The sequence below is a fragment of the Marinobacter xiaoshiensis genome (assembly GCF_031631795.1).
Taxonomy (GTDB): Bacteria; Pseudomonadota; Gammaproteobacteria; order Pseudomonadales; family Oleiphilaceae; genus Marinobacter; species Marinobacter xiaoshiensis.
The window spans coordinates 75106-89021 of the sequence record NZ_JAVMBO010000006.1 but is presented as its reverse complement, the minus strand read 5'-3'; the positions used below and the strand labels follow the sequence as shown (position 1 = coordinate 89021).

15 protein-coding genes are annotated in these 13916 nt (G+C 53.0%); 3 read left to right on the top strand and 12 right to left on the bottom strand.

What is annotated here, in order from left to right; translation table 11 throughout:
- Positions 1-32 precede the first annotated feature (32 nt).
- Entirely contained in the window at positions 33-782 is a 750-nt protein-coding gene (locus RKA07_RS03555; protein WP_200202732.1) for a DUF481 domain-containing protein, read from the top strand.
- A gap of 17 nt (positions 783-799) precedes the next feature.
- Here RKA07_RS03555 and RKA07_RS03550 read toward each other — a convergent pair whose 3' ends face one another.
- The 5 genes from RKA07_RS03550 to RKA07_RS03530 all read right to left on the bottom strand — a co-directional run bounded on the left by RKA07_RS03550 (position 800) and on the right by RKA07_RS03530 (position 7064).
- Positions 800-1747, bottom strand: coding sequence for a YbgA family protein (locus RKA07_RS03550; RefSeq protein WP_310965593.1), 948 nt, complete (start codon positions 1745-1747; stop codon positions 800-802).
- Positions 1744-3981, bottom strand: a complete 2238-nt coding sequence (locus RKA07_RS03545) for a glycosyltransferase (protein WP_200202792.1) — start codon at positions 3979-3981, stop codon at positions 1744-1746. The genes RKA07_RS03550 and RKA07_RS03545 overlap by 4 nt, the downstream gene beginning before the upstream one ends.
- The gene (locus RKA07_RS03540; RefSeq protein ID WP_310965592.1) at positions 3978-5036 is read right to left on the bottom strand and encodes a lysylphosphatidylglycerol synthase transmembrane domain-containing protein; all 1059 of its coding nucleotides are present in this window, start codon (positions 5034-5036) and stop codon (positions 3978-3980) included. Before RKA07_RS03540 ends, RKA07_RS03545 begins: the two co-directional genes overlap by 4 nt.
- A 39-nt stretch (positions 5037-5075) precedes the next feature.
- Entirely contained in the window at positions 5076-6098 is a 1023-nt protein-coding gene (locus RKA07_RS03535) for a DUF6160 family protein (RefSeq protein ID WP_310965591.1), read from the bottom strand.
- 303 nt (positions 6099-6401) lie between these two features.
- Positions 6402-7064 carry a GntR family transcriptional regulator gene (locus RKA07_RS03530; RefSeq protein WP_310965590.1) on the bottom strand — a complete coding sequence of 221 codons (663 nt, stop codon included), beginning with the start codon at positions 7062-7064 and terminating at the stop codon, positions 6402-6404.
- A 198-nt stretch (positions 7065-7262) separates the two neighbouring features.
- On the opposite strand from RKA07_RS03530, the gene gloA reads away from it, so the two are divergent.
- Positions 7263-7811 (top strand): lactoylglutathione lyase, encoded by a 549-nt coding sequence (gloA, locus tag RKA07_RS03525; RefSeq protein ID WP_310965589.1) that lies wholly within the window; start codon positions 7263-7265, stop codon positions 7809-7811.
- Here gloA and RKA07_RS03520 read toward each other — a convergent pair whose 3' ends face one another.
- The 7 genes from RKA07_RS03520 to RKA07_RS03490 all read right to left on the bottom strand — a co-directional run bounded on the left by RKA07_RS03520 (position 7812) and on the right by RKA07_RS03490 (position 12925).
- On the bottom strand, positions 7812-8768 hold the full coding sequence (locus tag RKA07_RS03520; RefSeq protein ID WP_310965588.1) for a DMT family transporter: 957 nt from the start codon (positions 8766-8768) through the stop codon (positions 7812-7814).
- Positions 8765-9418 carry a LutC/YkgG family protein gene (locus tag RKA07_RS03515; RefSeq protein ID WP_310965587.1) on the bottom strand — a complete coding sequence of 218 codons (654 nt, stop codon included), beginning with the start codon at positions 9416-9418 and terminating at the stop codon, positions 8765-8767. Before RKA07_RS03515 ends, RKA07_RS03520 begins: the two co-directional genes overlap by 4 nt.
- Complete coding sequence (locus RKA07_RS03510; protein ID WP_310965586.1) at positions 9415-10854, bottom strand: LutB/LldF family L-lactate oxidation iron-sulfur protein; 1440 nt, start codon at positions 10852-10854, stop codon at positions 9415-9417. The genes RKA07_RS03515 and RKA07_RS03510 overlap by 4 nt, the downstream gene beginning before the upstream one ends.
- Positions 10851-11630, bottom strand: a complete 780-nt coding sequence (locus RKA07_RS03505) for a (Fe-S)-binding protein (protein WP_310965585.1) — start codon at positions 11628-11630, stop codon at positions 10851-10853. The genes RKA07_RS03510 and RKA07_RS03505 overlap by 4 nt, the downstream gene beginning before the upstream one ends.
- A gap of 162 nt (positions 11631-11792) precedes the next feature.
- Entirely contained in the window at positions 11793-12062 is a 270-nt protein-coding gene (locus RKA07_RS03500) for a ComEA family DNA-binding protein (protein WP_310965584.1), read from the bottom strand.
- A gap of 500 nt (positions 12063-12562) precedes the next feature.
- Complete coding sequence (locus RKA07_RS03495) at positions 12563-12706, bottom strand: DUF3096 domain-containing protein (protein ID WP_100638438.1); 144 nt, start codon at positions 12704-12706, stop codon at positions 12563-12565.
- A 15-nt stretch (positions 12707-12721) separates the two neighbouring features.
- Positions 12722-12925 (bottom strand): DUF3185 family protein, encoded by a 204-nt coding sequence (locus RKA07_RS03490; RefSeq protein ID WP_200202722.1) that lies wholly within the window; start codon positions 12923-12925, stop codon positions 12722-12724.
- Between the two features lie 174 nt (positions 12926-13099).
- On the opposite strand from RKA07_RS03490, the gene RKA07_RS03485 reads away from it, so the two are divergent.
- Positions 13100-13894, top strand: a complete 795-nt coding sequence (locus RKA07_RS03485; protein WP_310965583.1) for an SDR family oxidoreductase — start codon at positions 13100-13102, stop codon at positions 13892-13894.
- Positions 13895-13916: the final 22 nt, after the last annotated feature.

The following is a 13916-nucleotide window of genomic DNA, read 5'->3' as shown; positions in this document are numbered from 1 at the left end:
ATGCGCTTGAACCGACTATTCAAGGAGCTTTCATGAGTTTTAAGAAAACCGTTGCCATCATCGCCATCACAGCTGCACCACTGGCCTACGGCCAGGATGCCAAAAACTGGGAAGGCGAGGCAGAGCTCGGTGTACTTATGACTTCTGGTAATACTGAAGAAACCAATATTAACGGGCGCCTGGGGCTCGTGCATGAGGTAGTAGACTGGCGCAATATTGCTGATTTCAGTTCCAACTACTCTGAATCTCAAAATGACACCACCGGCGCCGATCAAACCACAGCCGAGAAGTATAAAGCGGCTCTGGAAACCAACTATAAGTTTGATGAAAGCCAGTATTGGTTTCTGCGCGGCACATACGAGAAAGACCGCTTTTCAGGGTATGATTTTGAATCCACCGCTACCACCGGTTATGGAAACCGTATTTGGCAGCGGGGCGAACGCTCGTTCCTTGATCTCTCAGCGGGTGCTGGTTACCGCTACAACAAGCTGGAAGTCGTGAATTCTGACGGTGAAGATGTTGAAAAAGAAGCGATTGCGCGGCTTGCGGCCCAATTCAACTACGCCCTTTCAGAAAATGCGTTGTTTCATCAGAAGCTGAGTACGGAAATCGGATTAGATGAGAACAACGTGATCAGTCAGTCAGAGACCGCCATCAAGGCTAACCTGGTGGGTAACCTGTCGATGAAGGCAGCCTATCGGTGGAAGCATGTTTCTCACCCCCCAGCGGGTGCAGAGTCCACGGATACCGAAACTGCGATCACCTTGCTCTACGGTTTCTGAGGCTGGCCCCGCCTGTGCTACACCTTGTTTCTGAGCCCCAGCTCATCCGGGTAGGGGTTCAGGTACTGCTGCAGTAACAGGTAATCGGCCGGTTCCCTGCGCTGCGCCATTCTCAGCAGTGTCATGGGGACAATGAGCGGCACTTCGCCGCGACCGTAGGCTTCAATTTGCTCGATCAGAACCTTGCGATCCTCGCCCTCCATTGCATCCCTCAGATACCCCATCAGGTGCTGCATCACGTTTATATGTGAGCCGCGACTTACTTTTCGGGTCATGGCTTCCATAAAGCCCTGGATATAGCGGTTGGCAATAGTTTCCAAAGCATCTGATTTAAGGTCGCTCAGCATGGGACCGAGTTGCCGGTAGATCTTTTCCGAGTGCGCCAGTAGCTGGAACTTGTGGCGGGTATGGAACTCGATCAGCGCTTTTGCGGTGAGGTTTTCGCCGACAACATTTTGCATCCAGTCGTCATAGGCAAATACCCGCTCAATGAAGTTTTCCCGCAGCGCGTCATCATTCAGCCGGCCTTCTTCTTCAACTGGCATCAGCGGGTATGCGCGCATCAGTGCATCGGCGAACATTCCTTGCCCATCACGTCGCACTACCTGGCCTTCCGGGTTGTGAACTTTGATGCGCGCCATGCCGCAGCTAGGGGATTTGGCCATCAGAATGTAACCGCGCAAATTGGCCAGTTCTGGCATGATCCCGCTGGTGAAGTCCTGCATGGCACCGGTGTGGTCAGCAGTGCCTTTGGTTTCTGTCAGGCGCATGCCTTCCGGGTATTCGCGCAGATGAATGGCGGGGCGGGGGACACCCAGGCCAGCCTCCAGTTCAGGACAAATTGGACGGAAATCAAAATGCCGTGAAAGCACCTCAGTGCAATAGCGGGAATGCTTGTGGCCACCATCATGACGGACTTCTTTGCCTAACAGACACGTGCTGATACCTACAGGGATGCCGCTCATGCATTTCTCCGTTTTAGTTGACGCTTCTCGCTGACTGCCAAAGTGGTAGCGTAGATCTCGCGAACATTCGAGGCAAATTGTTCAACGGAAAAGTCTTTCGAAAATGCCAGAGCTTGCTCTGAAAGAGTGTTTCTCAATTCCTCATCCTCCAGCAATTGTTTTACCTGAGCACACCATAGATCTTGCCTTTCGGGAGTTTTGAAGCCATTTATACCGTGTCGCACAACGTCGTCGATACCACTGGAACGCACCGCAACCACAGGCAAACCAGCAGCCATAGCCTCCAGAATGACCATGCCCTGAGTTTCAGATTTGGAGGCAAACAAAAAGGCGTCACCCAAACGATACCACGTTGCCATTTTCTCCGGCGGCACGGCACCAACCAAAGTGATCTGATCTTCCAGTCCCAGTTCTTGAATTTTGTTTTGCAGGCGCTCTTTTTGGTGGCCTTCGCCGATCATCAGAAAGTGAAAGGGTTTGGTCGACTCCTGATGTAGCCTGCCGATGGCTTCGATCATGAAATCGATGTTTTTCTCGTTCGACAATCGCGACACGCTGATGAAAACCGTTTCGCTTTTAAGGTTCAGAGCCTGTCGGAGTTCTGTGATCTCCTCATCCGCTACCGCTTGAAACCGGGTGTACTCAATGCCCGTAGGCTGCACAAAGGTGGGTGTTTTCACCCCAATCATCCGCAGATACTCCTCAGTGGAATAGGTGGGTACGATAACTCCATCGCATTTATTGGCGAAGCGTTTGATAAGAGCGTGAGATATCAGGTTGCGGAAAATAAGCCCCGGCAAGGGTACGAAGTGGGCGTAGTGCTCAAGCCGGGTGTGGTAGGTATAAATGGCTGGCACCTTAAGACGGCGCGCCATGAATAACCCGAGCGAGCCCAGCCAGAAAGGGTGGTGCAGGTGGATTATATCTGGATGAAAGGCGCGCACACGTTTGCGGATACGACCAAGAAATATGTTGGCCAGGCGGAACTCCCGCTTCTCCCCCATGGCAAGCAGTGAAGGTACCCGCAGCGCATGTTCTTCTACAGCGGGTTGATCTTTGTAACGCGGTGCGACTACCAGAAGCTTGTCGCCAAGCTGCTCCAGCCCCTTTTTTAGTCGTGCAATGGAAATAGGCACACCGCCGATGAAGGGTAGATAGTTATTGGTGAACATGGCCACCCTTAATGGTTTGTTCAGCCAGGGAGTGGGGTCCAGGTTGTAGTCGGGGTAGTAGTCCTTGCCAATGAAAATCATGGCGTAGAGTTTGATGGTGATGGCGGCAAACACTGCCACTATAAGAATGAAATTAAGGTAGCCGGCATAGAACAGTGAATACACAAAGAACCAGAGGCTTTCGAGTTGTTTGAGTATAGGGTGCTGGCCAACTTCCAGTTTCCGGAGCGTGTGGCTGACTTCGCCCGTAGGGCTGACGCTGACGTGCACGTAGTGATAAAAGCTGGTGTTGTTGTTCAGTATTAAGCCACCGGCTCCCCCTGTGGTGACGAACAGCGTGTTGCCCAACTGTTTTTCTGAATACAGCGAGAGGTTGGAGGAGAACACGAATTTAATGTTGTGTTTTTCAACCATCTTCAGGAGTGCATCCCTGAACTCCGGCGGCTGAAGATAATCTTCGGGCTGATCGAGCAAGACATCTTCTTCGGGCTTTAATAGCGGGTGACCAATAAACAGGATTCGTGCCTTTGAGGCGTCTTGGTTCAGGAGGTCTTCCAGCCAACGCACCTGCCATTCCCAGGGTGTCTTTCCAGTGCTGTCGAGAAAGATAAGCCGGCTGTTGCCCACCTGAATGCTATAGAAGTGCGGACCAAAGTGGTCATAAAAACGGAAGCTGCCAAAGTTGTTGAATTCATGGGCGCCGAATGTGAGGAGGTAGGGAATGTCGAGATGGCTGAGACTTCCATAGAGCGCGCGATACTTGTCCTCGCCGCCGCCGCTTACTGCGTTGCCGGCAGAAACCAGAAAGTCCGTTCCCGAGGCGTTTAGCTCCGGAATAATGCGATCTTCGAAAACCCCGACAGAGTTGTTGATGTTTCCCAGCACAGCAAAACTGAAGGCTTGGTCGGTTGTGACTTTGCGCTGAATTTGTTCCACCTGGGTAGTATGCACGCCCGCAAAATCTTCCAGAAATACGTTCAGGTAGGTTTTGTAACCCAAGAGAAGAATGACGGTCAGCAGGCAGAGATAGAATAGTAACTTGAGTGGATTTCGAAACATTATCCGGATTTCCTGCGGCGTTTAATGAGTTCTTTTTGCAGCACGGCCAGGCCGATGAACATGCCGAGATAGATAGTCAGCAGGCGCCAACTCACAATAACCAGAATCAGATGGCTTCCTGAGAGAATGCCGCTGAAGAAACTTCCGAATACACCTTCTGAAATGCCCGATGCGCCCGGGGTTGGTGAAAAATACATTATAAATGTTGTTACAACCAGCAGCCCCAGCGACATCAGGTAGTCGACATCGTACCCCAGGCTATGAATCAGCAGAGCAGGGAAACTGAACAGGCTCAGCAGGAATATGGCTGTAAATAGAACGGAAAGCATTACAAAGAGCGGCCTGCCCTGGAGGTAGTCACCAAAGCTGTGGGAAAAGCGCAGCATCTCTCGCTTAGCTTTGAACTGCCAGTGCATATGGCGGATATCGGTTAAGAGTTTCCAGCGGTTAAGAGCCCTGAGTAGTCCGCTGAGCGGCCCGATAAGCCAGCGTGTTCGGAACAGCAAAATGACGAAAAAGCCCAGATATATAAGGATGAATATTGCTAATGTCAGACCCAGATCACCCGTGATGCTCTGGCCATTAAATGCATCCAGAGTCAGCAGAAAGACAGGCGTTAGGGAGAAAATGAAAAGCACTGCCAGCACGGTTCTGATGGTGGTTGCAGCCGTGGCTCTGCCTACCGGCACCCCATGGCGGTGCAGATACCATATCTGAGCGAAGCCACCACCGGTGGCCATAGGCGTGACGTTGGAAAAGAACAAGTTGATAAAAACCAGACGGAAAATAACGGGAAAAGATAAGTGGTGGCCGAGCGCACGCAGCGTGAAATGCAAACGTAAGCCATCAGAAACGAAATATACCAGCATCAACCCAGTGAGTGCGGTCAGCGTTTGTGGTGCAATCAACCGGGTATCGAAACTGATGTTCTGCCCTGCGAACTGATCGTACACAGCGTAAAGCCCTGCCGCCGTGAGCGCGATGAAGAGCAGGCTGAACAGTGCGAGGCGTTTTGCAGAAGCTGGATGCTGATCGTTGGTATTAATGTGGTCGTTCATGGACTGCCCGTCAAAAATGGACGGGCAGTTTACAAGACTCTAGTGACCGTAAACCATCATGGTTGTATCTGTAATGGCGAAATCGGTGAAACTAACGCTGCCAATACTGGCCTGGCCCACTTTGAATATGGGCATGTCGATATCAGCCCGGAATTCGACGTCGTGAATCGAAAGGCCGTCTTTTCCAGTAGCGGCGCTGGTGCCCCGGGAGATTTTTGCCGTTGCGCTCGCCATTCCGAAGTGGCCCAGCGTGTCGTTGCCGCGCCGGTTATGAATTTGCAGGCCTTCAATTCTCACGGCTGCAAAGTTAAACAGGAAGATTAAATCCGCTGCTTCCCAGTTCAGGCTGCCGTTGGTTACTTTAAAGTGGGTATCCAGTTGTAATTCCGCTCCGGATACCTGGTTGCCATTGGCCAGAGTGCGGGTAGTAGCACTATCGTTTCGGATAACCAGATCTGTAGGGCCTACATAGCCTTGCAGTAATACATCAGAAAACAGAGTGGCAGAGCCCTCTGTGCCAGTGGTCGTGAGGCTTCCTACGGCGAGCTCAAAATCTATCGCTTGAAGGTAGTCGGTCAGGCTGGTTTCGGCGCCGTAGTTGGTTGCACCCAAGTGAATAACCAGATCGCCGCTATTGAATTGCTTGCCAAACTCGCCGTTTACGGAATATTTCGCCAAAGCATCTGCTACATCGGGATCGCTGGTACTAAGGAGCCCGGCGTTTGCCCGGCGTGCTATCTCTGAGAAGCCGTGCTCAAGAACTTCACCTGTGCCAGCGATATCCACTGTTAGCTTCAGGTTATCCAGTGTGGTGTCGTTGTGCCCGGAAAGCCGCATGTTGTTCACACTCAGTGTGCCTTCATCCGTCCACGACAGGCGATCAATGTTGATTTTGGTTTCCAGCTCAATGGTAATGCCGGCCTGGCCTGATACACCCGACAGTGAGCTGTCATCCAATGGCTGAAATTCGGCCATGGCACTAGAGGGTAGGGAAAGTGCAAGCACCCAGAATGAAAGCGCTGTTGATCGCGTGGTGCGGCGACAGGTGTGCGGATGAATCATGACGGCCCCGGCTTCATGGTTTGATTTGTTGTTGTTAGCAGGGAGTCTTTCTCAGACTCCCGGGCCGCAGGGGACAGCATAACCAATGCAGCGGGAATAAAGTTTTGTTACATGTTGTTACGATAAGTGGGGGGCAGCGATATGTCTGTGCGTTTGGTCACAGTTGAAGGTCTCGCATGCAGCACGAGCGGACCAGCGGGTAGCCCACTTCAAAACCGTGCGGAGCCATGGATGGCGGAGCCGAGCGTACAGGGATGTATTTACAGCGTGTTTTGAAGTGGGCTACCCGCTGGTCCGCGGACTCTAATCAGAGCTCAATGCTCGCTGAATCATTACTTTCTGGTGCTCCGCAAACTCCCGAATCAGAGCCTGCGCCTGCTCCACATCCCGCGCCAAAACAGCCTGCGGGAGGCGGGTGAAAAAGTGGCTTGTCTGGGTTAAACCGTGGCGATAACGTTCGGCACTCAAATAGTACGCGCGACTGACCGCTGGCTTGAAGTTTGAAAGAGCCTCAGTGAGATACGTGTTGCCTACTAAATCACAGCAAGCCTCCATCACCTCAAAGCTGGCTTCCACCACTGCCGTAATGTCTGCCGAAGGCGCTCGCATTTGCTCCACCGCTTGAGTGACCACGGCCAGTACTCGCTCCCGGTCACTTTCTTGCCAGCGTTCGCACAGCCGTGTCGCAAGCATCATTAGCAAGTGCATGTAAACGTCGTATAGCTCAGACGCATGATTAGCATCCAGCTTCGAGGCAGATGCGCCTTTTCTGGGGGTGATTTCTACAAGATGCCAGCGCTCAAGGGTATACAGAGCCTCTTTCACGGACGCGCGGCTGACTTTTAGCTCAGTAGCCAGTGTGGCCTCCTGGATGCGCTTACCAGGCTGGATCTGCCCGGTCATGATGCGCTCTGCCAGGTAGTTGGCAATCTGCTCCGCCAGAGTATTAGGCACCTTGAAATCCATACAGGTTCTCTTACCACAGTCTGAAGGCTGGCAGTCCGGAAACAGACACGAAACCAGCGGGATAGGTTATGGGCGCAAGTTTAACATAGCTTGAACGCCGCTTTTCATCTGCGTTGCAGGATAACCACCCCTTGAAATTGTGCAGAAGAGGACACAGATATAGCCCTTGAATTTTCGATAGCTAAAAAGGGAAGCCCCATGCCCAAGCACTTTGAACAAGCCCCCGGATTATATGAAGAGCCCGTTCCGGAAACGGAAGGCTACGTATTTAACCAAACCATGCTGCGCATCAAAGATCCAGAGCGCTCAATGGACTTCTATACCCGTGTGCTGGGAATGCGGTTGGTGCGTAAGCTCGATTTCCCGGAAATGAAGTTTACGCTCTATTTTCTTGCCTACCTTGATGACCGCCAAGCCAACTATGTGCCTGCAGACGATGGGCATCGAACCACTTACACGTTCGGGCGCGAGGCGATGCTGGAGTTGACCCACAATTGGGGAACTGAAAACGACGCGGACTTTGCCTACCACAACGGCAACGATCAGCCGCAGGGTTTTGGCCACATTGGTATTGCAGTGCCAGACGTCTACGCGGCAGCCGAGCGCTTCGAGAAGTTGGGGGTTGAGTTCGTCAAGAAGCCCGACGATGGCAAGATGAAAGGCCTGGCCTTTATCAAGGACCCCGATGGCTACTGGATTGAGATTCTGCAGCCCAACATGCTGGAGAAACAGCGCAAGAACAACTGATCAGGCTGAAGTGCCGGTGTCGTCATTCGTGACGGCACCGGATTTCCCGCCATAGCGCGAAGCCACAATCACCGCGGCGGTGAGTATGAACGCGCCTGCAATGCCAACCGGCCCCAGAACCTCTTCCAGAAAGATCCACGCGAGCAAGGCGACAAACAAAGGTTCCAGCGTAACGATGATGCTGGAAAGTGTGGCCGGAGTTGTTTTCATGCCGGCAAAGAAGCTCACGTAGCCAATGCAGGTGGGTACAATCCCGATAACCGCAACCATCAGCCAATGCCGCAGTTTCAGTTCTTCAAGCCCTTCAAAGCCACCGCTGAGCAGCACCAGGGGCAGCAGAATGAGCGCTGCTGTGAAAAAGCATATAAATGCCGTGGTGAAAACTGGCGTGGCAGTGGAGCTGTATCGGCTTGTAAGCGTGAAACCGGTGTACACAAGCGCTGCCAGAAGCGCCATGAGAATACCCGCAAGACGCAGAGTACCGCTGGTATCCATGTCGCTGATCACCAGCATGAAGGTGCCGATCACTGCGGTGATCAACGCCATAATGGTGATCAGGCTTGGTTTTTCTCCCAGTAAGGGCGCAGCTAGTAGTGCGACCAGTACCGGGGGCAGACACAGGGCTATCAGTGTGGCGATACCTGCGCCGGTGAGATCTACGGCCAGTAGGTAGCTGCCTTGGTAAATGGCCTGGAAGAGCCCAAGTGCTGCCAGCGGTGCAAGCGATTTCAGGTTTAATTGACGCAGTGAGCTGCCGGGAGCATGGGGCGCGCTTTTATGAAGCTGTCGCTGTTCCCTGCGCATCAGCATCCAGAAAAACGGCAATGCCACAGCCAGCCTGAGAAAGGCCAGGGTGGTGGCTTGCAGGTCGGTCTCGGTGAACAGGAATTTGGCGACAATTCCCGTGGTCGCCCAGAGCAGGGCGGCCAGGGCGATTAACAGGGCGCCTCGAATCATTCTATAACCAGCACAATAAGTTCTTTGGGGCCGTGAACACCGTAAGCCAGAGTTTGCTCAATGTCAGCGGTTTTGGATGGCCCGGAGACTAGCAGAGCGTTTGTGGGCATGCCAGCTGCCCAGTTCTGAGCGAGCATCGCCTCATGGAAGGTTGTGTAGAGTTCTGAGGCTTCCAGTACCGCAATATGGATTGGCGGCACAAGGCTCATCAGGCGGGGTTCCTCCGGTGTTGGCCACAGGATCAATGTTCCCGTTTCGGCAATTCCGCCCCGGGTGGAGGTGATGCCTGCATCGACTTCGTTGAACAGGTGGGGCTGCCAGCTTTCGATGGGCTCGTCATAGATCAGCAGTTCTGGCAGGCCATTCTCTGCCGATTCACGCAGGGCTCGGCCGATCTGGTGCTCAGACGGAATCAGCAGGCTGCGGGCACCGCGGGAAGCCAGGATGCTGGCAAGCTGATCAATCCAGGAGTCCCGCGCGCATCTGTGTACTTCCCCATGCACGGATTCAATGGTTTTCTGGAACTGTTCAACCCTCTCAGCCACAGACGACACAGGCCGCTGCAATACTGAGAAATCACACTCTGGAACACTCAGTTCGCCCCCGCTACGGTTACGCAGGCGTTGTAAAATGGTGTCTCGGGAGCTCATTCGCCGCGCTCCTTCATTCTTTCATGGAGAGTTTTGTTGGCGAGCTTTGGGGCTGTGCGATATTTTGTCCAATCGCCAAGCTTTCCGGGTTGCAGTTTGCGCAGGCGCGCAGCCACAGCTGTGCCGAACCGATAAACGCCAGGCCGTGCATGCATCCAGCTCCAGCCTTTCCATATCAATGCTTCCAGAGTGCCGCGTTTTGCGCCATGGCCGCGCACTTTGGCGGGGTTCAGTTTGTCGCCATCTACAGATTCCTGGCGCAGTCGTACCAGTAAATCCGGGATCGGAATCTTAACCGGGCACACTTCACCGCAGGCACCACACAGGCTTGAAGCCGTTGGTAGGTGCCTGCCTTCATCCAGGCCAATCAGATGCGGCATCAGAATCTTGCCGATGGGGCCGGGGTAGGTGGTGCCATAAGTATGACCACCCACGCGGGTATATACCGGGCAGTGGTTCATGCAGGCGCCGCAGCGAATGCAACGCAGGGTGTCCAGTAGCTGATCATCCTGATAGATAGTTGAGCGGCCGTTATCCACCAGTACAAGGTGAACTTCTTCCGGGCCGTCCAGCTCATCTGGCTTGCGCGGGCCGGAGATCATATTGAAGTAGGTGGTGATGTGTTGCCCGGTAGCGGACCGGGTTAGCAGGGCGAGTAGTGGAGCCACGTCTTCAAGGTTGCCCACGACTTTCTCTATGCCAGTAACGGCAATGTGACATGGCGGTACCGTGGTGGTCATGCGGCCGTTGCCTTCATTCTCCACCAGGCAAAGAGTGCCGGTTTCGGCCACCGCGAAGTTAACGCCAGACACGCCCACATCGGCATTCATGAATTTTTCACGCAGCTGCTGGCGGGCGCTGGCGGTGAGGTATTCCACATTATTCGAAAGGTCGGTGCCGGTTTTCTCATGCATCAGCTCGGAAATTTCACCGGTGTTCTTGTGAATCGCAGGCATGATGATATGGGAGGGTGTTTCGTCGGCAAGCTGAACAATATATTCACCCAGATCCGATTCCAGCGCTTCAATACCGCGCTCTTTGAGGTAGTGGTTAAGCTCCATCTCCTCGGACACCATGGATTTGCCTTTGATAACTGTTTTGGCATTTCTGGCAACACAGATATTTCGCACTAGCCGGCAAGCTTCATCGCCATCAATGGCCCAGTGCACTTTGATGCCGTTTTCGGTTAGCTTTGCCTCAAGTTGCTCAAGCAAGTCAGGCAAGTTGGCCAGAGCCCGTAGGCGGATGTTGGCGCCAAGCTCTCTCAGGGCTTCCAGATCCATGCCCTCAAAGGCATTTTTACGCTTGCTGATTAACCCATCCATCGCCTTACGGAAGTTCTGGCGAATTTTAGGGTCGGCAATCGCCGCACGGGCTCGGGGGTGAAACTCTTTCACATCAATGTGGTGTGAGTCTTCTGAAGGCGCTTGGTTCATGATTTTCCCCCGTTGCCCGAGTCTGTGCGTTCCCAGAGAAAACTCAAAATATGTTGGCCAGCCAGGGGCTTGCGATTCTTCTCTGCGTACCCGGCAATATTCATAAGGCAGCCACAATCCGTTGTCACAAACTCACTTGCGCCTGTATCGGTGAGGGTGTCTACCTTCTCGCTGACCATGGCCCCGGAAATTTCCGGGTGGCGCACGGCAAAGGTGCCACCAAAACCACAGCACTCTTCTGCCCGCACCTGCTCAACCAGGTTTACGTTGGAGAGCTGACCAAGAAGCTTTGGCCCAACCTCCGCAATACCCATCTCCCGACGAGCCGAGCAGGACGTATGCATGGCAAGGGTAGTGGGTTGGCCTAAGTCCCGGAGCTTTATGTGACAAACGTTCAAAAGGAAATCCGTCAGCTCCCAGGTTCTGGCGGCAATTTCAGAAGCTTTCGCCTCCTGGCCGGTGTGCTTGAACAGGTCTGGGTAATGCTTTCGAATCATTCCGCCACAGGACCCGGAGGGTACAACGATGGGCCAGTTTTCCGGGAATAGATCGAGCTGAGCTTTGGCGACTACCCGAGCCTCATCATGGTACCCGGAAGTGTACGCCGGTTGGCCGCAGCAGGTTTGATCTTCGGGAAAGCAGACCTTGATGCCTTCACGCTCGAGCAATTGTATGCCGGCCATTCCCGCGTCCGGGTAGAACATGTCTATCAGGCAGGTTGCGTAAAAATAGACGTGGGTTGGTTTTGGCGGGTATACCTTGATGGGATCTACCATGACGTGCCACTCGAGCTGGTTAGCGTTGTTGTTATCCAGCAATCATAGAGTGGTGGCCGGGCCCTTGCCAGACGACTTTTGTGTAAGCAGATATTGAGGGGAGAGCGGGGGGTGAACAAACGGCGGCTGAAGGCCGCCGTCTGGAACGCTATAGCGCGGAGCTTACTTTACAGTTAACCGCTCAGCGTTCTTTTCAACAGTGCGTGCGCCAATGCCTTTAACCTTGGACAGTTCCTCTGGTGTTTGGAACGGGCCGTTGGTGTCACGATAAGCAACTATGGCTTCGGCCTTGCTTGCGCCAATACCGTCGAGGCTGGCGAGAGTGGCTGCGTCTGCGCTATTGATGTTAATAGTTGGCTGCTCTGCATAGGCAAATCCGGTTGCCAGGCTGAACAACAGTACGAGTGTGGCGAAAAAAGAGGTGTGCTTCATGCAAATGACTCCTGATAATAACGAGTGTTGTTATGAATGTGAGTCAGGGTGCAATGCAGCAAAAGCAGGTATTCTGGCTTATTACGGGGAAAGATTAAAGTGCGAAGAAAGTTGGGATAAATTGCTTTAAAAGTGCAGTGCACGGACAAGGACTACATTCCATGTAATCCTCTGTACCGTGGCTGACCCCCGCCTGTTCCTTCAGGCTGCACTCTTCCTGAGCGCTTCATCCCTGGTCGTCCTTGAAAGCCCCTATCCTTTGGGCAGTTCCAAATCCTTTTGACCGTTCAATATCCCTTTGATCGTCCCAAATCCATTTGGGCGCTCCAACTCCGTGGAGTACTCATTCCCTGTGCCAACGTTCCTTGCTGGCTTGTCATCCCTGACACTGCCTATTGTAGCGAGGAGGTATTTGTGGGCCACGGGAGATTGGCTCATTGGCTTGTGAGACATTTCCTACAGGGCGCGTAGGTTCGAGCCATATTGAGGAAAACGATATGTTATAGCGAGTGCCCCAAAAGCCCCAGAACGCCAAGAGTAATCAGATAGCCTGCAACGATATAGTTGAGCAAACGGGGAAATACCAGAACGCCAATGCCTGCCCCTAAACTGATGAGCGGGGCGAGTTCCAGGTGAATGGTCATAACTGTCCTCAATAACTATTTTTTAAAGAATGAAAGAAATCCACCGGCGGCGATCAGCGCGGCACCACCGATGAGATACCACATGGTGTCGTCAGTAAAACGCCCGGTAAGCGTTTCACTTATCTGGTCGCCAACAGATTGGGTTGATTGATAACCAAAAAACAGCAGCGCGATGCCTACTACGAGCAAAACGATACCAACGAGTTTCGAACTTCCCATGTCATTATCCTTATCTGTGTGAGTTTCTGACTCGTGCTGAAAGCTTGGCACCGAATGTTTACATCAGCAACTCTCGCCGAGAGTGTTCGTGTAGGCGGAGATTTTAAATAGACTTGTGAATTATGTAATCATGGCGAACAGGTTTTTTTATCAACCATTTCGGAGTAAACAGCAATGTCTGACAGAACTATCTGGATTACCGGCGCATCCTCAGGCATTGGCGAGGCGCTGGCTGCCCGATTTGCACAGGAGGGTGCCAACCTTGTGCTTTCTGCTCGTCGTGAAAGTGAGTTAGCTCGAGTAGCGCAGCGTTGCCGAAATAAAGGCTTAAGCGCTGATCAGGTTCTGGTTCTACCTCTGGATGTCACAGATTGGGATGCCTTACCAGGTGCGGTACAAACAGTGCTCGACCAGTTTGGCCAAATTGACCTGTTGATCAACAATGCCGGTGTATCCCAGCGTTCGCTGTGTGTGGATACAGATATGTCGGTATACCGCCAGTTGCTGGACGTGGACGTGTTGGGGCAGATTGCTCTTACCAAGGCGGTGTTGCCTCACATGCTTGCGCGTGGTGCCGGCCATATTGCTGTAACAGCCAGTGTGGCTGGCAAGGTTGGTGCACCTCTGCGCACTGGCTATTGCGCCGCCAAGCATGCAGTTATGGGTTTCTTCGACTCTTTACGGACAGAAGTAGAAGGCCAGGGCATTCATATTTCCACAATCGTGCCTGGCTTTATCCGAACGGACATTGCCCGCAGTGCGCTGGACGGTGATGGCAAAACCTCAGATATGGAAGATGAAGATATCATCAATGGTATGGATGTGACCGACTGTGCTGAGGTGGTGGTTAAGGGCTTGAACAGCAAAAAACGTGAGATCGCGGTAGGTAAAGGCAAGGAAATGGCGGCCCTCTGGGTCAAGCGGCTCTCGCCGGAGCTGTTGTTCCGGCTTGCCAGAGCGCCCAGGTAGCCGCCTCGCAAACTGCGCAGTT